Annotated in this window: 19 protein-coding genes; 6 read left to right on the forward strand and 13 right to left on the reverse strand. The window is 70.9% G+C overall.

The annotated features are described in order from the left end of the window. Positions 1–372: 372 nt before the first annotated feature. Entirely contained in the window at positions 373–969 is a 597-nt protein-coding gene (locus tag ACFWYW_RS57360) for an HAD family hydrolase (RefSeq protein ID WP_379627443.1), read from the reverse strand. Positions 970–991: 22 nt separating this feature from the next. Between ACFWYW_RS57360 and ACFWYW_RS57365 the strand changes: the two genes are divergently transcribed. Together ACFWYW_RS57365 and ACFWYW_RS57370 are read left to right on the forward strand one after the other, a co-directional pair. Continuing rightward, the gene (locus tag ACFWYW_RS57365; protein ID WP_379627445.1) at positions 992–2,404 is read left to right on the forward strand and encodes a glycosyltransferase family 39 protein; all 1,413 of its coding nucleotides are present in this window, start codon (positions 992–994) and stop codon (positions 2,402–2,404) included. A 210-nt stretch (positions 2,405–2,614) separates the two neighbouring features. Further along, positions 2,615–3,781, forward strand: a complete 1,167-nt coding sequence (locus tag ACFWYW_RS57370; RefSeq protein WP_379627447.1) for a glycerophosphodiester phosphodiesterase — start codon at positions 2,615–2,617, stop codon at positions 3,779–3,781. A gap of 47 nt (positions 3,782–3,828) precedes the next feature. Here ACFWYW_RS57370 and tyrS read toward each other — a convergent pair whose 3' ends face one another. Continuing rightward, a complete protein-coding gene (tyrS, locus tag ACFWYW_RS57375; protein ID WP_379627449.1) occupies positions 3,829–5,091 on the reverse strand; it encodes a tyrosine--tRNA ligase in 1,263 nt (420 codons plus the stop codon). 84 nt (positions 5,092–5,175) lie between these two features. Between tyrS and ACFWYW_RS57380 the strand changes: the two genes are divergently transcribed. Next, positions 5,176–5,577 carry a PH domain-containing protein gene (locus tag ACFWYW_RS57380; protein ID WP_379627451.1) on the forward strand — a complete coding sequence of 134 codons (402 nt, stop codon included), beginning with the start codon at positions 5,176–5,178 and terminating at the stop codon, positions 5,575–5,577. On the opposite strand, the gene ACFWYW_RS57385 is transcribed toward ACFWYW_RS57380, so the two are convergent. Genes ACFWYW_RS57385 through argC form a run of 9 tightly spaced genes read right to left on the reverse strand, consistent with a single transcriptional unit; the run spans position 5,517 to position 14,529 of the window. Beyond that, positions 5,517–6,194: a DNA-3-methyladenine glycosylase gene (locus ACFWYW_RS57385; protein ID WP_379627453.1), complete on the reverse strand. Its 678-nt coding sequence runs from the start codon at positions 6,192–6,194 to the stop codon at positions 5,517–5,519. The genes ACFWYW_RS57380 and ACFWYW_RS57385 overlap by 61 nt on opposite strands. Then, the gene (gene argH / locus ACFWYW_RS57390) at positions 6,176–7,633 is read right to left on the reverse strand and encodes an argininosuccinate lyase (RefSeq protein WP_379627455.1); all 1,458 of its coding nucleotides are present in this window, start codon (positions 7,631–7,633) and stop codon (positions 6,176–6,178) included. Before argH ends, ACFWYW_RS57385 begins: the two co-directional genes overlap by 19 nt. 8 nt (positions 7,634–7,641) lie before the next feature. Next, entirely contained in the window at positions 7,642–8,841 is a 1,200-nt protein-coding gene (locus ACFWYW_RS57395) for an argininosuccinate synthase (RefSeq protein ID WP_379627457.1), read from the reverse strand. Positions 8,842–8,898: 57 nt separating this feature from the next. Continuing rightward, complete coding sequence (locus tag ACFWYW_RS57400) at positions 8,899–9,405, reverse strand: arginine repressor (RefSeq protein WP_379627459.1); 507 nt, start codon at positions 9,403–9,405, stop codon at positions 8,899–8,901. Between the two features lies 1 nt (position 9,406). Further along, a complete protein-coding gene (argF, locus tag ACFWYW_RS57405) occupies positions 9,407–10,327 on the reverse strand; it encodes an ornithine carbamoyltransferase (protein WP_379627461.1) in 921 nt (306 codons plus the stop codon). Continuing rightward, positions 10,324–11,490, reverse strand: coding sequence for an acetylornithine transaminase (locus ACFWYW_RS57410; RefSeq protein ID WP_379627463.1), 1,167 nt, complete (start codon positions 11,488–11,490; stop codon positions 10,324–10,326). The genes argF and ACFWYW_RS57410 overlap by 4 nt, the downstream gene beginning before the upstream one ends. Next, positions 11,490–12,362 carry an acetylglutamate kinase gene (argB, locus tag ACFWYW_RS57415; RefSeq protein WP_379627465.1) on the reverse strand — a complete coding sequence of 291 codons (873 nt, stop codon included), beginning with the start codon at positions 12,360–12,362 and terminating at the stop codon, positions 11,490–11,492. The genes ACFWYW_RS57410 and argB overlap by 1 nt, the downstream gene beginning before the upstream one ends. Then, complete coding sequence (gene argJ / locus ACFWYW_RS57420; protein ID WP_379641426.1) at positions 12,359–13,510, reverse strand: bifunctional glutamate N-acetyltransferase/amino-acid acetyltransferase ArgJ; 1,152 nt, start codon at positions 13,508–13,510, stop codon at positions 12,359–12,361. Before argJ ends, argB begins: the two co-directional genes overlap by 4 nt. After that, positions 13,507–14,529 carry an N-acetyl-gamma-glutamyl-phosphate reductase gene (argC, locus tag ACFWYW_RS57425; protein WP_379627469.1) on the reverse strand — a complete coding sequence of 341 codons (1,023 nt, stop codon included), beginning with the start codon at positions 14,527–14,529 and terminating at the stop codon, positions 13,507–13,509. The genes argJ and argC overlap by 4 nt, the downstream gene beginning before the upstream one ends. 228 nt (positions 14,530–14,757) lie before the next feature. Here argC and ACFWYW_RS57430 point away from each other — a divergent pair, with 228 nt between their 5' ends. After that, complete coding sequence (locus tag ACFWYW_RS57430; RefSeq protein WP_379627471.1) at positions 14,758–16,419, forward strand: class I adenylate-forming enzyme family protein; 1,662 nt, start codon at positions 14,758–14,760, stop codon at positions 16,417–16,419. Here the strand turns inward: ACFWYW_RS57430 and ACFWYW_RS57435 are convergent. Continuing rightward, positions 16,408–17,529 carry a winged helix DNA-binding domain-containing protein gene (locus ACFWYW_RS57435; RefSeq protein WP_379641427.1) on the reverse strand — a complete coding sequence of 374 codons (1,122 nt, stop codon included), beginning with the start codon at positions 17,527–17,529 and terminating at the stop codon, positions 16,408–16,410. The two genes, ACFWYW_RS57430 and ACFWYW_RS57435, sit on opposite strands and share 12 nt — an antisense overlap. Before the next feature lie 19 nt (positions 17,530–17,548). Next, entirely contained in the window at positions 17,549–18,643 is a 1,095-nt protein-coding gene (locus ACFWYW_RS57440) for a hypothetical protein (protein WP_379628245.1), read from the reverse strand. A 218-nt stretch (positions 18,644–18,861) separates the two neighbouring features. On the opposite strand from ACFWYW_RS57440, the gene ACFWYW_RS57445 reads away from it, so the two are divergent. Further along, on the forward strand, positions 18,862–19,266 hold the full coding sequence (locus ACFWYW_RS57445; protein WP_379628247.1) for a hypothetical protein: 405 nt from the start codon (positions 18,862–18,864) through the stop codon (positions 19,264–19,266). 21 nt (positions 19,267–19,287) lie between these two features. Continuing rightward, positions 19,288–19,641 (forward strand): nuclear transport factor 2 family protein, encoded by a 354-nt coding sequence (locus ACFWYW_RS57450; protein ID WP_379641429.1) that lies wholly within the window; start codon positions 19,288–19,290, stop codon positions 19,639–19,641. Positions 19,642–19,643 lie beyond the last annotated feature (2 nt).

The following is a 19,643-nucleotide window of genomic DNA, read 5'->3' on the forward strand; positions in this document are numbered from 1 at the left end:
GCAAAAACTCATCATATTCCAGACGAGGTGTTGCATGAAATACTTCATGCACTGGCTTTTAACACACTGTTGAGTTCTCAAGAAACGGACGCGTTCTCGGCGTTCATTTCGTATTTCTATAGTTTCACCCGGTCTGCGTCCTGTCAAATCCGAAGAATTCGACGTTTCACAAATTCCGAGCAGCAAGAAACCCTCAAAAACGTACCGTGCCATCATGGGCGTGTCGAATCAACGGAGTTTTCCGGTGGCTCTACGCGTACCCGAGACGGAGTCTCAAGGGGCTTGTGCCCTGGGGCCCGTCCGCCTGACATGGCGTCCGGATCGCTCCCGGGGCGAAAACAAAGACTAGGTCGCGATCGGCCTGACGTCAAATCACCACGTCGGCGCGGCGCCGACCAGCTTCCTGACCTGCGCGGCCGACGTGAACACCTCGGCCCCCATCCCCACCTCCCGCGCCGCCCGCACGTTCGCCTCGCTGTCGTCGAGGAACAGGATCCGCTCCATGGGCACCCCGAGCTGCCCGGCCGCGACCTCGTAGGCACGCGGGTCCGGCTTGGCCACGCCGATCCGGCACGAGAAGGTCCGTGCGGCGAACCGCCGCAGCCAGTCGGTGCGCTCCCACACCGGCACCAGGTCCTCGATGATGTTCGACAGCAGGCCGAGCGTGCGGCCCTCGTCGGCCAGTTTGTTCACCAGCGCCACCATCTCGGGGTCGGACTGCGACCAGCTCTCCAGGTCCGCGGCGGTCAGCGCGGGCACGTCGGCGAAGGTGGTCCCGAGGCGCGCGGCCACGTTCTCCCAGTACGCCGCGCTGCCGAGTCCCGCGTCGTAGTCCGGCCGGCAATCCCAGTAGGCCGCCCAGAACCGCTCCCCCGGCACCCCCGCGAGTTCCACGAGCCGCTCGCGCGCCTGCTCAGTCTGCGTGCGGGCGATAACCCCATATAGGTCGAACAGAATCACATCGCTCATCTTTCGAGCGTATTCTTCCCCGGTGACTGCCACGATCATCCGCCCAGCCCCGCCGGCGACCCGTTCGTACGCCTGGCTCCCCTGGCCGATGGCCGCACTGGCAGCCGCGGTGGCGCTGTCCGGCTCCGGAGTCGCCTCGCTCAACGGCGACGAACTCGCCACGGTCAGCGCGGCCAGACGCTCCATCTCCGGATTGTGGGAGCTGTCGCAGCACATCGACGGCCATTTCCTGCCGTACTACGTCTTCATGCACCTGTGGGTGAAGCTCGGCACGGCGGAGCTGTGGCTGCGCCTCCCCTCGGCGCTGGCCATCGGCGTCGCCGCCTGGTTCCTGACCGATCTGGGCCGCCGCCTGCACGGCATGACCGCGGGCGTGACGGCCGCGGTGATCTTCACGGCGCTACCCTCCGTGTCCTATTACGGCGCCTTCGCCCGCTCGTACGCGTTCGCCGCCGCCGCGGTGGTCTTCGCCTTCTGGGCACTGCACCGGGCGATCGAGGAGCCGCGCCGTACCGGCCGCTGGGTCCTTTACGGCGGGGCGGTCGCCCTGGTCTGCTGCACCCATCTGTTCGCCGTGCTCACGCTGCCCGCGCATCTGCTGCTCGCGCGCGGCGCGACCTGGTCGCGCATGCTGGCGGCGCTCGCCATAGGCGGCCTGCCCGCCGTCGCCCTCGGCCTGATCGGGTACGGCGAGCGCCACGCGATCAGCTGGATCCCGCAACGCGGCCCCGACGTGCTGCTGAAGTTCCCCAAGATGGCGGCGGACTCGATGGAGGTCGGCCTGCTGCTGTTCGCGGTCGCCCTGCTCGGGGCGGGACTGACCTGGCGCCTGAAGGAGAGCCCCGCGCTGCTGGCCTGGCTGGTGCTGCCGCCGGTCCTGTTGCTGGCGGTCTCCCATCTGGTGACACCTGTGTACGTCGACCGCTACCTCTTTGTCACCACTCCGGCGCTGGCCCTCCTGGCTGGCCTGGCCGCGGCCAGTGTGCCGCGCCTGCCCGTCGTCGCGGGCGCCGTGCTGGCCGGGGTGACGATCGCGCTGGCCGTACCGGCGCATCTGGACGTGCGCGACTACAACGGGCGGTACGCCGACTTCCCCGGAGCCCTCGCCAGGATCAAGACGCGGCCCGGCGACGCCCTCGTCTACGGCCAGAGCTCCGAACGCAAGGGCGTCCTCTACTACGCCACCAAGCCCCTGCCCGACGACGTGCTCCTGGCCTCGCGGGAGCCGGAGGCGCACGGCTTCGCCTGGCCCGAGCGCGACGACGTCACCGCCGCGCTGGAAGGGCGCGAACGCGTCTGGATGTTGTGGCGCGGGGCGAAGACGGCGAAACTCCCGCGGATCGCGGCGGTACGGGCGGCGGGCTTCGAACAGGCCACCGTCTGGCATTCGGCCGAGATCCCCGGCATCACCGTCGCACTGTTCACGCGTCGCTGAACACCGTTGAACTCGCGCCCGACCGGCGCGACGCGCCGTTCCAGCTCTTCGAGGCCGCGCAGCCCGCGGCACGTGCCATGGGACTGAAGGGCGCGAAGTCACCGGAAGTTTCGCGATTGTTGGCACAATCGGTGGTTTCGGTCCTTACCATAATCGCCGCGGTGATCGACCGGTGAGAGTCTCCGGCGATGGCGCCGCAGGGAGTTCCACGTGCGAAAGATCGCAGCGACCACGCTCGCCGTCCTGACCCCTTTCACCGGAGCGGAAGCGAGCGCGGCCACCGCCGCCGACCACCGTCCGGAGCGTTCGCAGGTCGTCGTCATCGGCCACCGTGGCTCGGCCGGGCACCGCCCCGAGCACACCCAGGGCAGCTACGAGCTGGCGGTGGCCATGGGCGCGGACTGGATCGAGCCCGACCTGGTGCCGACCAAGGATCACGTGCTGGTCGTGCGGCACGAGAACGAGATCTCCGGCACCACCGACGTCTCGGCACGGCCGGAGTTCGCCGGGCGCAGGACCACCAAGGTCGTCGACGGGCGCAACGTCACCGGCTGGTTCACCGAGGACTTCACGCTGGCCGAGCTCAAGACGCTGCGCGCCGTGGAACGGCTGCCGGCCGTCCGCCAGCGCAACACCGTCTACAACGGCTACTACCAGGTCATGACCTTCCAGGAGGTGCTCGACCTGGCGAAGAAGCTCTCCAAGAGGTACGACCGGGAGGTCGGCGTCTTCCCCGAGACCAAGCATCCGACCTATTTCCGCTCGATCGGCCTGCCGCTGGAGGAGAAGCTGATCGAGACGGTCCGGCGCAACGGTCTGAACCGGCCCCGCGGGCCCGTGGTGGTGCAGTCGTTCGAGCCGTCGAGCCTGAAGCGGGTGGCCGGCGCGCTGCGGGTGCCGTTGTGGCAGGCGCTGGGGACGACGGGCCAGCCGTACGACCTGAAGGCGGCGGGCGACCCGACCACCTACGCCGACATGATGAAGCCCGAGGGACTGGCGAAGATCGCCGGCTACGCGCAGTGGATCGGCCCGGACAAGTCCTCGGCCATCCCCCTGAACCCCGACGGCAGCACCGGCGCGCCCACCTCGCTCGTCTCCGACGCGCACAAGGCCGGGCTCAAGATCGGCGTCTACACGTTCCGGAGCGAGAACCAGTACCTGCCGCTGCAGCTACGGCGCGGGAGCGTGCCGACCGAGCACGGTGACGCGCTGGCGGAGTACCGGGCGCACATCGAGCTGGGCGTGGACGCGTTCGTCACGGACTACCCGGACACGGCGGTATTGGCGCGCGGGGAGCGTACCCGCCCGAACGGGCAGACGCCGGCCGACCAGCTCGCCCCGCTCAACGCCGACGAGCCCGAGGAGGGCCGGCACTAGACGCGGCGAAAGGCGGGCCCTTCCGCGAAGGAAGGGCCCGCCCGCGTTCAGCCGACCTCGACGCCGCCGATCGACTTCTTGCCGCGGCGCAGCACCAGGAAGCGCCCCTGCAGCAGATCCTTGGCCTCGGGCACGTACGCCTCGTCGGTGATCTTCACGTTGTTGAGGTACGCGCCGCCCTCCTTGACCGCGCGCCGCGCCGCCGACTTCGACTCCACCAGTCCGCTCTCGGCCAGCAGGTCGATGAACGGGGCCCCGAGCGCCGGCACGGCCGCCTTGGGCACCTCCGCCAGCGCCGAGCCGAGGGTGGCCGCGTCGAGCTCCTCCAGCGAGCCCTGCCCGAACAGCGCCTTGGACGCCGCCTGCACCTTGACCAGTTCCCCGGCCCCGTGCAGCAGCGTGGTGAACTCCTCTGCCAGCGCCCGCTGCGCCTCGCGGGCGAAGGGCCGCTCGGCGACGGACTTCTCCAGCTCCTCGATCTCCTCGCGCCCGCGGAAGCTGAAGATCTTGAGGAACTTCACGATGTCGCGGTCGTCGGAGTTGAGCCAGAACTGGTAGAAGGCGTACGGCGAGGTCATCTCGGGGTTGAGCCACACCGCGCCGCCGGCCGTCTTGCCGAACTTGGTGCCGTCGGCCTTGGTGATCAGCGGCACGGTCAGGGCGTGCACGTGCGAGCCCTCGACCCGCCTGATGAAGTCGACGCCCGCGGTGATGTTGCCCCACTGGTCGCTGCCGCCGAGCTGCAGCGTGCAGCCGAAACGGCGGTAGAGCTCCAGGTAGTCGTTGGACTGCAGCAGCTGGTAGCTGAACTCGGTGTAGCTGAGCCCCTCACCGGCCAGGCGGGCGGCGACCACCTCGCGCGCCAGCATGCGGTTGACCGGGAAGTGCTTGCCCACGTCGCGCAGGAAGTCGATCGCCGACAGCTCGGCCGTCCAGTCGAGGTTGCTGACCATGACGCCGCGCGCCTCGTCGGACAGGTCGAGGAAGCGCTCCACCTGCACCCGGATCTTCGCCACCCACTCGGCCACGACCTCGGCCGGGTTGAGCGCCCGCTCGGTGCTGCGCCCTCCCGGGTCGCCGATCAGGCCGGTGGCGCCGCCGACCAGGCCGATCGCCCGGTGGCCCGCCTGCTGGATCCTGGCCAGCGTGAACAGCGGAACCAGGTTGCCCACGTGCAGGGAGGGCGCGGTCGGGTCGAACCCGCAATAGGCCGTGATCGGACCGGTCGCCAGCGACGCGCGCAGGGCGTCGAGGTCGGTGGACTGCGCGATCAGGCCGCGCCAGGCGAGGTCATCGAGAATGTCGGTCACGATCTCGGCTTTCCGGGTAGTGGATGTCGGTCCCAGCCTGCCCGATCCATACGGATGAGCGCCACTTGGATACGCTCGGTCTCCATGTGGAAGGTCCGTCGCGAGCTGGCCGCTCTCAAGATCCTAGGGGCTGTCGTGTGTGCGGCTCTCGCCGTGTACTGGTGGCTGGCGGGAGACACCCGCGGGGTGATCCTCGCCGTCCCCGCGACACTGCTGGTCGGCGCCATGGCGCTGCGCGATCTCCTGGTCCCGGTACGGCTGCGCGCCGACGAGAGCGGCATCACCGTCGTCCACGGCTACGCCGGCCACCGGCACGTGCCGTGGGAGCGGATCCAGGACGTCAAGGTGGATGTGCGCACCCGGTTCGGCCTGCGCAGCGAGATGCTGGAGATCGACACCGGCGACGGCCTGCACATCTTCAGCCCTCACGAGCTGGGCGCCTCCCCCACCGAGGTGGCCGCCGCGCTGCGCCGCCGGGGGACGTGAGCCTTGTAGGGCGAGACGGTCGGGTCGCCGTCGATCCAGAACCGCCACGGCACCTCTTTGGCGGTGGAGATCCCGGTGCGGGGCCCTGACCGGACGAGGGTGCGATCGGGCGGTTCGCCCGCCAGCACGGCGAGGGTGCCGGATCCGGTGCGGATCGCGTCGCGCCCGTTGTGCTCGCGGTGCAGGCCGAGCGCGACCGCGAGCCGGGCGGGGCCGCGCGCGAGGTCGCGGTCGGGCATCCGCCTGGCGGCCGGGCCGGTGGCGCCGCGCCGGGCTCGCGAGATCTCCATGCCGTCCACGATCTCGCCTGCGCGCAGCAGCACCGCCGAGCCGTGCTCCTCCGGCAGGCAGACCAGGTTGGCGCAGTAGTGCATGCCGTAGGTGAAGTACACGTACAGGTGGCCGGGCGGGCCGAACATGACCGCGTTGCGCGGCGTCTTGCCGCGGTAGGTGTGGGCCGCCGGGTCCTCGCCCGGCCCGCCGTACGCCTCGACCTCGGTCAGGCGCAGGGAGACGGGGCCGTGCACGAGGACGCGCCCGAGCAGGTCGGGCGCGACCTCGTGGGAGGGCCGGTCGAAGAAGGAGCGCGGCAGCGGCTTCAGGATCCGGCCGCCCATGCCGCCTGCGCGTCGACCGCCTCCCGCAGCGCGACGAGCTGGTCGCGCACCCGGTCGGGCGCGGTGCCGCCGGGCGCCTTGCGGGCGGCCAGGGCGCCGGGGACGCTGAGGACGTCGCGCACGTCGGGGGTCAGGTGCGGCGAGACCTTGAGCAGGTCCTCGTCGCTGACGTCACCGAGCTCGACGTCGTTGACCTGGCAGTAGACGACCAGGTGGCCGACGGCCTCGTGCGCCTCGCGGAACGCGACGCCCTTGCGGACCAGCAGCTCGGCCAGGTCGGTGGCCAGGGCGAAGCCGTCGGAGGCGGTGGCCTGCAGCCGGGCGGTGTTGACCCGCATGGTGGCCACGAGCCCGGCCATCGCGGGCAGTACGAGCAGGAGCGTGTCGACGGAGTCGAAGACCGGCTCCTTGTCCTCCTGCAGGTCGCGGTTGTAGGTGAGCGGCAAGCCCTTCAGCACGGTCAGAAGGGAGACGAGGTTGCCGATCAGGCGGCCGGACTTGCCGCGGGCCAGCTCCGCCACGTCGGGGTTCTTCTTCTGCGGCATGATCGAGGAGCCGGTGGAGTAGGCGTCGTCCATCTCGATCCAGCGGAACTCCTGCGAGGCCCACAGGACGATCTCCTCGCCCAGCCGCGACAGGTGCATGCCGATCATGGCCGCGTCGAAGAGGAACTCGGCGGCGAAGTCGCGCTCGGCGACGGCGTCCATCGAGTTGGGGGCGGCGGAGGAGAAGCCGAGCTCGTCGGCGACCGCCTCGGGGTCGAGCGGGAGCGAGGAGCCGGCCAGGGCTCCGGCGCCGAGCGGGGAGACGGCGGCGCGCTTGTCCCAGTCGGTGAGGCGGTCGATGTCGCGGGCGAAGGCGTGCACGTGGGCGAGCAGCTGGTGGCCGAAGGAGACCGGCTGGGCGTGCTGCAGGTGCGTCATGCCCGGGGCGGCGGTCTCGGCGTGCTGCTCGGCCTGCGCCATGAGCGCCGTCTCCAGCTCCACGAGCCTGAAGACGATCGTGCGCGCGTGGTCGCGCAGGTAGAGCCGCAGGTCGGTGGCGATCTGGTCGTTGCGCGAGCGTCCGGCGCGCAGCTTGCCGCCGAGGGCGCCGAGCCGTTCCAGCAGGCCGCGCTCCAGGGCGGTGTGCACGTCCTCGTCGGCGACGGTCGGCCGGAACTCGCCCGACTTGCAGGCGCGCTCCAGGTCGTCGATCGCGCCGATCATGCGCTCGAGCTCGTCCTGCGTGAGCAGCCCCGCCTTGTGCAGGACCCGCGCGTGCGCCCTGGACGCGGCCAGGTCGTACGGCACGAGCCGCCAGTCGAAGTGCACGCTCACCGACAGCCGGGTCAGCGCGTCGGCCGGACCACCTTCGAAGCGTCCGCCCCACAGCCTCATCGGCTTACCATCACTCACCGTCAGCTCCTCAATCTCCACAGCGAAGTCCTCCGCGACCATAGTGCACCTCAGGCCCGCTCGGCGTCCCGGGCGGCCGCGATCTTCGCGGGCAGCGAGAACAGCTGGACGAACCCCTTGGCCAGGGACTGGTCGAAGGTGTCGCCGGTGTCGTAGGTGGCCAGGGAGAAGTCGTACAGCGACTTCTCCGAACGCCGGCCGGTGACCACGGCCTTGCCGGCGTGCAGCGTCATCCGGATGTCGCCGGTGACGTACTTCTGTGCGTCGTCGATGAGCGACTCCAGGGCGTCCTTGAGCGGCGAGAACCACAGGCCGTCGTAGACGAGTTCGCTCCAGCGCTGGTCCACGCCCCGCTTGAAGCGCGCCAGGTCCCGCTCGACGGTGACGTTCTCCAGCTCCATGTGCGCGGCGATGAGCGCGAGGGCGCCGGGCGCCTCGTAGACCTCGCGCGACTTGATGCCGACGAGCCGGTCCTCGACCATGTCGATGCGGCCCACGCCCTGCGCGCCGGCGCGCGCGTTCATCTCCGCGACGATCTGGTACGGCGTCAGCGCCCGCCCGTCGAGCCTGACCGGCACGCCCGCCTCGAACGTGATGACGACCTCGTCGGCCGCGCGCGGCTGGGCCGGGTCGGCGGTGTAGGAGTAGACGTCCTCGGTGGGGCCGTTCCAGATGTCCTCCAGGAAGCCGGTCTCGACGGCGCGGCCCCACAGGTTCTGGTCGATGGAGAACGGGTTCTTCTTGCTGGTCTCGATCGGCAGGTTCTTCGACTCGGCGTACTCGATGGCCTTGTCGCGGGTCCAGGCGAAGTCGCGGGCGGGCGCGACGACGCGCAGGTCCGGGGCGAGGGCGGCGAGGCCGGCCTCGAAGCGGACCTGGTCGTTGCCCTTGCCGGTGCAGCCGTGGGAGACGATCGTGCCGTTGAAGCGCTGGGCGGCGCTCACCAGGTGCTTGACGATGAGCGGGCGCGAGAGCGCGGAGACCAGCGGATAGCGGTCCATGTAGAGGGCGTTGGCGCGCAGCGCGGGCAGGCAGAAGTCGGCGGCGAACTCCTCCTTGGCGTCGACCACGACGGACTCGGCCGCGCCGCAGTCGATGGCCCGCTTCTGGATGACGTCCATGTCCTCGCCGCCCTGGCCGAGGTCGACCGCGACGGCGATCACCTCGGCGTTCATCTTCTCGGCGAGGTACGGGATGGCGACGGAGGTGTCGAGGCCGCCGGAATATGCGAGAACTACTCTCTCGGTCATGGTGGTTTCTCCGATTCGGTGACTGATGGTGGCGCGAAGGGCCCGCGGTCAAGCGGGCTAGCTTCGTCGGTCGGCCACCTTCAGCAGCGACTGCGCGACGCCGGCGCCGCCCTGCGGGTCGCGGGCGATGACGAGGACGGTGTCGTCCCCGGCCACGCAGCCGAGGATCGACTCCCAGTCGGCGTGGTCGATCGCCGAGGCGAGGAACTGGGCCGCGCCGGGCGGGGTCTTCACGATGACCAGGTTCGCGCTGGCCTCGGCCGAGACCAGGAGCTCCTCGGCGATGCGGTGGAGCCTGGCGGCCGGCGTCTCGCCGGTGCCGAGCCTGGCCAGCGGGATGCGGCCGCCGCCCTCGCCGGGCAGCGCGTACACCAGGGAACCGTCCTCTGCACGCAACTTGAGCGCCCCCAGCTCGTCGAGGTCGCGCGAGAGCGTCGCCTGGGTGACCTCGACGCCGCTCTCGGCCAGCAGTTTGGCCAGCTCGGGCTGCGAGCGGACCGCCTGCCGCTGGAGCAGCTCGGTGATCTTCGCCTGGCGGGCGACCTTGGTCATCGGGATGGTCATGTCAGTTGTTCACCAGCCAGTGCAGCAGCGCCTTCTGGGCGTGCAGCCGGTTCTCCGCCTGGTCCCACACGGCGCTCTTCGGGCCGTCGAGCACGTCGGCGGTGATCTCGTAGCCCCGGTAGGCGGGCAGGCAGTGCAGCACGATCGCGTCGCCCGCGGCGTGGGCCAGCAGTTCGGCGTTGACCTGGAAGGGCATGAGCGCGGCGACGCGCTCCTCCTTGCCGTCCTGGCCCATGGAGACCCAGGTGTCGGTGGCGATCACGTGCGCGCCCCGGACTGCGGCGGCCGGGTCGCTCAGCGAGACCACCGAGCCGCCGGTCCGGGCGGCGATGGCGGCGGCCCGGTCGAGGATGACGGCGTCCGGCTGGTAGCCGTTCGGGGCGCCGACACGTACGTGCATGCCGGCGGTGGCGCCGCCCAGCAGGTAGGAGTGGGCCATGTTGTTGGCGCCGTCGCCGACGTAGGTGAGGGTCAGGCCCTTCGTGGTGCCGAAGCGCTCACGGACGGTCTGCAGGTCGGCGAGGATCTGGCAGGGGTGGTACTCGTCGGTCAGCGCGTTGACGACCGGGACCGTGGTGCCCTCGGCCATCGCCTCGATGCGCTCCTGGCCCGCGGTGCGCCAGACGATGGCGGCGCACTGGCGCTCCAGGACGCGGGCGCTGTCCTCGATGGGCTCGCCGCGGCCCATCTGGGAGGCGCCGCCGTCGATGACCAGTGGCAGGCCGCCCAGCTCGCCGACGCCGACGGCGAAGGAGACGCGGGTCCTGGTCGAGGGCTTGTCGAACAGGACGGCGACGGTCTTGGGCCCCTCGAAGGGGCGGTAGCCGTAACGGTCCTTCTTCATCGCGGCGGCCAGTTCCAGCACCTCGGCCTGTTCGGCCGGGCTCAGGTCGTCGTCCTTGAGGAAGTGTCGCGTGGTCATGGTGCGGCCTCGGTGAGGATCTTGGGGAAGGCGTCCACGAAGGACTGCACCTCGGAGTCGGTGACCACCAGCGGGGGCGCGAGCCGTACCGCGTCGGGCTGCAGGGCGTTGATCAGGAACCCCGCGTCGGCGGCGGCCTGCTGCACGGCGGCCGAGACGTCGGAGGTGAGGACGGCGCCCAGCCACAGGCCGCGGCCGCGCACGCCCTTCAGCAGCGGGTGCTCGATCCCCTCCAGGCCGGTGCGCAGCTGCACGGCGACCTTCTGCACGTGTTCGAGATCCACGTTCTCCAGTACGGCCAGCGCCGCCGCGCACGAGACCGGGTTGCCACCGAACGTCGAGCCGTGGTCGCCCTTGGCGAACAGCGTGCCGGCCTCGCCGAAGCCGACGCAGGCGCCGATCGGCAGCCCGCCGCCCAGGCCCTTGGCCAGCGTGAGGATGTCGGGGACGACGCCGTCGGCCTGGTGGGCGAACCAGTGGCCGGTGCGTCCGATCGCCGACTGGATCTCGTCGGCGACCATGAGCGCGCCGGTGGAGTCGCAGATCTCCCTGACGGCCTGGAAGTAGCCGTCCGGCGGCGGGACGACGCCGGCCTCACCCTGGGTGGGCTCCAGGAAGACCGCGACGCACTCGCCGCCGACCTCCTCGCGCAGGGCCTCGGCGTCGCCGTAGGGGACGAACCTGACCTCGACCGGGAACGGGCCGAACTGGTCGCGGATGGCCTTCTTGCCGGTCAGCGACAGGGAGCCGATGGTGCGGCCGTGGAAACCGTTCTCGGCGGCGACGAAGTAGCGGCGGCCTTCGCGCCGGCCGTACTTGAGCGCGAGCTTGTACGCGGCCTCGTTGGCCTCGGTGCCGGAGTTGGCCAGGAAGATCTTGGCCGGTTCCTTGAGCAGGCCGAGCAGCTTCTCGGCGAGCAGGACCTCGGGCTCGTGCACGAACAGGTTGGAGGTGTGGGCCAGCGTGGCCACCTGCCGGGAGACCGCCTCGACCAGCGCGGGGTGGGCGTGGCCGAGCGAGCTGACCGCGATGCCGCCGATGAAGTCGAGGTAGCGCCTGCCGTCGACGTCCCACACCGCGCTGCCCTCGCCGCGGACCAGGGCGACCGGCGGGGTGCCGTAGTTCGGCATGAACGACTTCTCGAACCTCTCGAACAGGCTCATCAGGGCATCACCATGGTTCCGATTCCTTCGTCGGTGAAGATCTCTAGCAGCAGGGAGTGCGGGACGCGGCCGTCGAGGACGTGGGCGTGGTTGACGCCGCCCTGGACCGCGGTCAGGCAGGCGCCCATCTTGGGCACCATGCCGCTGGACAGGGTGGGCATCAGCTCTTCGAGTTCGGCGGCCTTGAGCTTGCCGATGACGTCGCTGTCGTCGGGCCAGTTGGCGTACAGGCCTTCGACGTCGGTCAGGACGATGAGCTTCTCGGCCTTGAGCGCCACGGCCAGCGCGGCGGCGGCGGTGTCGGCGTTGACGTTGTAGATCTGGCCGTCCTCGCCGCGGGCGATGCTGGAGACGACCGGGATGCGGCCGTCGTCTATGAGCGTGCGCAGGGCGCCGGGGTCGACGTGGACGATCTCGCCGACCTGGCCGATGTCGAGCTTCTCGCCGTCGACGATGGCGTGCTTGCGCTCGGCGGTGAACAGGTTGGCGTCCTCGCCCGACAGCCCGACGGCGAACGGGCCGTGCCGGTTGACCAGGCCGACGACCTCGCGGTTGACCTGGCCGACCAGGACCATCCTGACGACCTCCATGGCCTCGGGCGAGGTCACGCGCAGCCCGGCGGTGAAGGTCGACTCGATCCCGTGCAGGTCGAGCGCCTTGCTGATCTGCGGGCCGCCGCCGTGGACGACGACCGGCTTGAGACCGGCGTAGCGCAGGAAGACGATGTCCTCGGCGAATCCCGCCTTGAGCGACTCTTCGGTCATGGCGTTGCCACCGTACTTGATGACGACGGTGGCGCCCTGGAAGCGGGCCAGCCAGGGCAGCGCCTCGATCAGCGTGGCCGCTTTCGTGAGCGCGGAGGCCGACCTCATGAGGAGTAGGCCGAGTTCTCGTGGACGTAGTCCGCGGTCAGGTCGGTGGTGTGGATGGTGGCCGAGTTGGTGCCCGCCGACAGGTCGATGGTGATGGTGACGTCGCGGGGGCGCATGTCGACCTTGTCGCGGTCGTCGCCGACGGCGCCGCCCCGGCAGATCCACACGCCGTTGATGGCGACGTTGAGGCGCTCGGGCTCGAAGACGGCGTCGGTGGTGCCGACCGCGGCCAGGACGCGGCCCCAGTTGGGGTCCTCGCCGTGGATGGCGCACTTGAGGAGGTTGGAGCGGGCGACGGTCCGGCCGACCTTGACCGCGTCGTCCTCGGAGGCGGCGCCGACCACCTCGATGGCGATCGCCTTGGAGGCGCCCTCGGCGTCCACGAGCAGCTGCCTGGCCAGGTCCGCGCAGACCTCGGTGACCTTCTCCTCGAACTCCGCCAGCGCCGGCTTCACCCCGGCGGCGCCGGAGGCGAGCAGGAGCACGGTGTCGTTGGTCGACATGCAGCCGTCGGCGTCGAGCCGGTCGAAGGTCTTCGCGGTGGCCTTGCGCAGGACCGCGTCGAGCTCCTCGCTGGTCAGGTCGGCGTCGGTGGTCAGCACGACGAGCATGGTGGCCAGGGCCGGGGCGAGCATCCCGGCGCCCTTGGCCATGCCGCCGACCATGTAGCCCTCGCCGCGCTTGAAGGAGATCTTCGAGACGGTGTCGGTCGTCCTGATGGCGTCGGCGGCGGCCAGGCCGCCGTCGCGGGAGAGCTGCTCGGCGGCCGTCTCGACGCCGCCGAGCAGTGCGTCCATGGGCAGCCGCTCGCCGATCAGGCCGGTCGAGCAGACCGCGATCTCGCCCGCGGAGTCCTGGAGCGAGGCGGCCACCTGCTCCGCGGTGGCGTGGGTGTCCTGGAATCCCTCGGGGCCGGTGCAGGCGTTGGCGCCGCCGGAGTTGAGCACGACCGCCCGGACCCGGCCGCCGCGCAGGACCTGCTGCGACCAGAGCACGGGGGCGGCCTTCACGCGGTTGGCGGTGAAGACGCCCGCGGCGGCGCGCGAGGGTCCTTCGTTGACGACGAGGGCCAGGTCGCGGTTGCCGCTGGCCTTGATGCCCGCGGCGATACCTGCGGCCTTGAAGCCGAGCGGGGCGGTCACACTCATGGAGCAACTCCTGTCAGGGGGAGGCCGAGCTCTTCCGGCAGGCCGAGGGCGAGGTTGACGCTCTGGATCGCGCCTCCGGCGGTGCCCTTGGTGAGGTTGTCGATGGCGATGACGGCGATCAGGCGCCCGGCGCGCTCGTCGAGCGTCACCTGCAGGGCGGCGGTGTTGGCGCCGTAGGTCATCGCGGTGGCGGGCCAGGCGCCCTCCGGCAGCAGGCTCACGAACGGTTCGGTGGCGTACGCCTCGTGGTAGGCGTCGCGCAGTGCCTTCTTGGTCAGCCCGGGTACGGCGGGAGCCGTACAGGTGGCCAGGATGCCGCGGCTCATCGGGGCCAGCGTCGGGGTGAAGGAGACCCGGACCCCGGTTCCGGCGACGGCGCCGAGAGTCTGCTCCATTTCGGGGGTGTGCCGGTGGCCGCCGCCGACGCCGTAGGCGCTGACCGAGCCCATGACCTCGCTGCCGAGCAGGTTCGCCTTGAGCGACTTGCCGGCGCCGCTGGTGCCGGAGGCGGCGACCACGACGACGTCGGGTTCGGCCAGACCGGCGGCGAAGGCGGGGAACAGGGCGAGGGTCACGGCGGTCGGGTAGCAGCCGGGTACGGCGATGCGCCGGGCGCCCTTGAGCACCTCGCGCTGGCCGGGCAGCTCCGGCAGCCCGTACGGCCAGCTTCCCGCGTGGGCGCCGCCGTAGAACTCCCGCCACGCGGCGGGGTCGGTGAGCCGGTGGTCGGCGCCGCAGTCGACGACAATGGTGTCGGGCCCGAGTCCGGCGGCGACGGCGGCCGAATGGCCATGCGGCAGGGCCAGGAAGACGACGTCGTGGCCGGCGAGGGTCTGGGGGCTGGTCTCCTCGATGACCCGGCCGGCGAGCTGGGGCAGGTGCGGCTGGTGGGCGCCGAGCGTGGTGCCCGCGCTGGCGGCCGCGGTGAGCGCGCCGATCCGCAGCTTGGGGTGGCCGAGCAGCAGGCGGAGCAGCTCTCCGCCGGCGTAGCCGCTGGCACCGGCGATCGCCGCCCTCATCGAACCTCCTGCATGTTCATGCACTGTAACTCATGTTCTTGCTTAGAAAGATGATGCACAACAGAGGATGAACATGCAAGTGAGACCGCCCTTACCGTCCACATGGTGAGATCGGACAAATCACCCATTTGATGCATAACTACTCACAGAACAAGGCTCTAGCGTCACGTACCTACTGGTCGGTACTGTGATTTATCCGGATCGCCGAGCCACGCGGGAGTTCTGCGCATGACCATCAGCCACGCCCAGGTCCAGGCCCAGCTCACCGGCCCCGGCCAGCTCTTCGAGACCGAGGAGATCGGCGACACGGGCGTCCGTACGTGGAAGCACGCGCCCGGTCACTTCAGGGCGCTGCTGGAGATGAGCCGCTTCCACGGGGAGAAGGTGTTCCTCGTCTACGAGGACGAGCACATCACCTTCGAGGAACACTTCCGCCGCGCCGCCACGCTCGCCAACCGGCTCGTCACCGACTACGGCGTGGCCAAGGGCGACCGGGTGGCCATCGCCATGCGCAACTACCCGGAATGGGTGGTCTCCTTCTCGGCGGCGCTGGCCGCCGGGGCGATAGCCGTACCCCTGAACGCGTGGTGGACCGAGCAGGAGCTCGCCTACGGCGTGAAGGACTCCGGCGCGAAGGTGCTCATCGCCGACGGCGAGCGCGCGGTACGGCTGGCGGGCACGGGCGTCCCGCTGATCGTCACCCGCGGCCAGGCGCCCGCGGGCGCGCGCTCCTTCGACGAGGTCATGGGCGAGGTCGCCGCCGGCGTCACGCTGCCCGCCGTCGAGCTGGCCCCCGAGGACCCGGCCACGATCTTCTACACCTCCGGCACGACCGGGCGGCCCAAGGGCGCGCTCGGCAGTCACCGCAACCTGGGCCAGTCGCCGATGACCGTCGCCTACGGGCTGCTGCGCGCGGTCGCGCTGGCCGGGAAGGACATCGGCGCCGCGGCGGGCGTGCGCAGGGTGACGCTGCTGACGGTGCCGCTGTTCCACGTGACGGGATGCTTCTCCGCGCTGACCACGACCATGTTCACCGGCGGCGGCCTCGTGCTCATGTACAAGTGGGACGCCGGGCAGGCCCTGCAGCTCATCGAGCGCGAGAAGGTCACCGCGATGATCGGCGTACCGACCAACGCGTGGCAGCTGATGTCCCACGCCGACTTCGGCAAGCGCGACCTGTCCTCGCTGACCACGCTCGGCTACGGCGGCGCCCCCGCCCCGCCCAAGCTGCTGGAGCGCATCAACGAGAACATGCCCGAGCGCTCGGCCTCCAACGGCTACGGCATGACCGAGACCACCGCGCTGGCCGTCGGCAACGGCGGCCCCGACTACCAGGCCAGGCCCGACAGCATCGGCCTGCCCTCCGCGGTCGTGGACGTCAGGGTCGTCGACCCGATGGGCCAGGTGCTGGCCGCGGGCGAGGTCGGCGAGCTGTGCGTACGCGGGCCCAACGTCATCATGGGCTACTGGAACAAGCCGCAGGCCACCGCCGAGACCTTCGTCGGCGGCTGGCTCCACACCGGCGACCTGGCCAGGATCGACGAGGAGGGCTTCGTCTACATCGTCGACCGGGCCAAGGACATGGTCATCAGGGGCGGGGAGAACGTCTACTGCGCCGAGGTCGAGTCCGCGCTCTTCGAGCACCCGGCCGTGGACGACGCGGCGGTCATCGGCGTGCCCCACGACGAGCTGGGCGAGGAGGTCGGCGCCGTGCTGCGTCTCAGGCCGGGCACCGCGACCACCGCCGAGGAGGTCCGCTCGTTCCTGGCCGAGCGCATCGCCAAGTTCAAGATCCCGGCCCACTTCTGGTTCCGCGACGACGAACTGCCCCGCAACCCCGGCGGCAAGATCCTCAAGACGCACCTGCGGCGCGAGGTCCTAGGCGGGTAGCAGGCGTACCTCCGCCTGCGGGAGCTTGTCCCACCAGTGGGCGTAGCGGCGGTAGACGGCGGGGTCGCGGGCGGCCAGGAACTTCACCAGCGACCGGGCCTCGGCCGCCAGTCCCGCCCAATCCCGCTCGGACAGCGGCCGGAAGGCGCTCGCCTCGATGCCGCCGCCGGCGGGCCGCCAGACTCCGGCGACCTGCCCGTCGACCAGCAGGGTGGGCAGGACGTCGCCGTTCTGGCGGGTGACCAGGCGCCGGAGATCCGGCGGGATCACCCGGCTGCGGTCGGCGTAGGCCAGCAGGACGCTGTCCCACATGGGCAGCAGCCTGGGCGGCGCCGGGGTGTCCTCCTCCGGGATGGGGCCGTCCGGCACGTCGTACAGGAGGGTGCCGTCCGGTCCTTCGAGCTGGGCGAAGCCGGTCACCGCCTCGCGCAGCACCGGCCTGGTCAGCAGGCTGAACTGGGCGATGTCGGCCACCGACGCCGGTCCGAACGCCTCCAGATAGCGGTGGACCAGGTGGCGTACCGACTCCTGCCGCTCGTCATGGCCCCTCCGCGGCAGGCGGGTCACGGTGAAGGCGCCCCGCGCGCCGAACGACCAGGGGCCGCCGGTCGGGACGTGGTGCAGCGGCGCGAACGTGCGCAGCGCCCACCACATGCGCGGCTGGTGCGCGCCCAGCCGCTCGCGGATCAGCTCCTCGATCTCGGCCTTGGTTCGCGGCCCGGCCGCGAACTCCAGCAGGTGGGGCAGCAACGCGTCGGCGTCGGCGACGCTCAGCCCCGCCCCGGTGAAGCGCCGGTCCCCCAGGCGGGCCGCGCGCAGGCTCGCCACCATCGCGTTGTGGAAGGCCGGGTAGTCGCCGGCGTGGACGGCGTGCAGGGTGATGCGCATCAGCGTGGACTTGACCACCTCATGGGTGGCGAAGGCGGCGTCGAGATCCGCCGGGTCGAACCCCTCCAGCCTGTTCCACAGCGCCAGGTACGGCGAGGCCGCCTCCTGGGCCTGCAGCGCGACGACCCGGCGCACTCCCTCGGCCGCGGGCAGGCGTTCACGCCGCAGGAGCAGTTGCCGGGCCAGCGTCGCCCGGTTCAGGCGTCTCATCGTCAGCCGCACGCCCCGCAGCCTACGACGCTCAGCCGCCGGCGTGCTCGGCGACCGCGCGCGTGGGCGGCACGACCGTGGGCAGGCGCGGGCCGTCGAAGTAGCCGGGCTTGTGCGTGCGCAGCAGCGCCTGCCCGCTGCGCTCCCACAGGAAGCCGGGCCGGCCCAGCAGCCCGGCGAACAGCTCCCCGGCCTTGGCGTGGTCGCGCTCGGCCAGGCGGACGATCGGCACCGGTGAGACCGCGTCACCCTTGAGGTAGGAGGTCACCAGGTCACGGCCCTCGCGCCGGACGACCAGGCCGGGCCGGTCGAAGATCTCGGCCAGCCGGGCGAACTCGGCGTAGTAGCCCAGGCCGTCGGTCTCGTCGAAGATCAGGGCGACGCTCCCGGCCCGCGACACGTGCTCGGGGATCTCCGCGTTGACCCGCCCGCCGAGCCGTTCGGCCTGGTAGCCGAGATAGCCCCGCATCTTCTCCGCCACCTCCGTGCCCGCCACCACGACCTGGTCGGAGCCGAAGTAGGCGATGAAGCAGCGGCGCTGCTCGGCCTGCGTACGCCGGGCCGCGGCCAGCAGGCCGGGATTGCGGTAGGCGGCGGCCGGATTCTCCAGCGCCACGTGCGCGGCCGCCGCGATCAGCCGCTCGCGCGCCTGCGCGGTGTGCACCGACGGGGTGGCGCTGATCAGCCGGTCGCGGCCGAGCGGGATGAGCCTGCCGACCACGAACATGCCCTCGGCCAGCGGCGCGAACGCCTCCTCGCCCAGGTTGGACAGCGTGCGGTAGGTCAGCTCGTCCACGTGGTTGAACAGGATGAGCGCCGGGCCGTCGAACCCGGTCACCTCGAAGACGCCCTCGACCACGTCCTTCCAGCTGAGCAGCAGTTCGCGGTCGGCCGCGTCGAGGCCCGGGTGCTCCTCCACGAACCGGTCGACGACCGTGCCGCCGCCGCCGAGCTCGTGCTGGTGCACGAAGTAGTCGACCGGCAGGAAGGCGTTCGCCTCGTCCTGCGGCTGCCCGCCGGCGTAGAAGCGGTCGAGCACGGCGGTCAGCTCGCGCTGGAACCTGCCGGACGTCGCGTAGTGCACCAGCTCGGGCTTGAGCTCCCGCGCGCGGGCCAGCAGATCCATCGACTCACTCCTCGTGTTCGCTTGATTGCAAAGAGACAGTAACGAGGCGGACGGCGCCGCGGGCCGCTTTCCCGATTTCTCCCGAGAAGTCGCCGCAGGTCAGGGGGTGCATAGCCGCCTCCATTACCTGGCGCGTAATCGCACCGGCTATGCCCCCGATGACACGGTTCGTGTGTCGGAAACAACCGCCATCGGAAACCACCGTGAGGAGAACCGAGATGACCGCCGTACCCGTCACCGCAGACCGGACCAGGTTCCTGCGCACCGTGCTCGTCGCCGACGCCCTCGTCACCGGCGCCAACGGCCTGGCCTACCTGGTCGCCGCGCCGCTGCTCAGCGATCTCCTGGGTCCCGGCTCGGGGATGCTGCGGGCGCTCGGCGCCTTCTTGCTCGCGTACGGCGCCGCCGTGGCCGTCCTGGGCACCCGGCGCGAGATCAGCCTCGGCGGCACCAAGGCCGTCGTCGCCATCAACATCGCCTGGACGCTGGCCAGCGTGGCCGCCGTGGTGTTCGGGCTGGTGGAGTTCACCACGATCGGTGCCGTGTGGGCCATCGCCCAGGCGCTGGTGGTCGGCCTGCTGGCCGAACTGCAGATCATGGGCCTGCGCAAGGCCCGCCGCTAATCCGGGAGAGGAAGAGACATCATGGAAAACCTGGTCGAGCGTTATGTGGCCGCCTGGAACGAGACCGACGCCGATGCCCGCGCCAAGGCCGTCGCCGGGCTGTGGGCCGAGGACGGCGCCTACCCCGACCCGCTGGCCGCCGTCACCGGCCATGAGGCGATCGCCGCGGTGATCGCCGGGGCGCAGGGGATGTTCCCCGGCATGGTCTTCACCCCGGGCGAGGTGTTCGAGACCCACCACAACGTGGCCCGCTTCACCTGGCACCTCGGCGCGCCCGGCGGTGAGCCGATCGTGGTCGGGTTCGACGTGGCGGAGCTGGCCGAGGACGGCAGGATCCAGCGGGTCCTGGGCTTCCTCGACAAGGTCCCCGCCTGAGC

Source organism: Nonomuraea sp. NPDC059023, from assembly GCF_042740095.1.
Taxonomy (GTDB): domain Bacteria; phylum Actinomycetota; class Actinomycetes; order Streptosporangiales; family Streptosporangiaceae; genus Nonomuraea.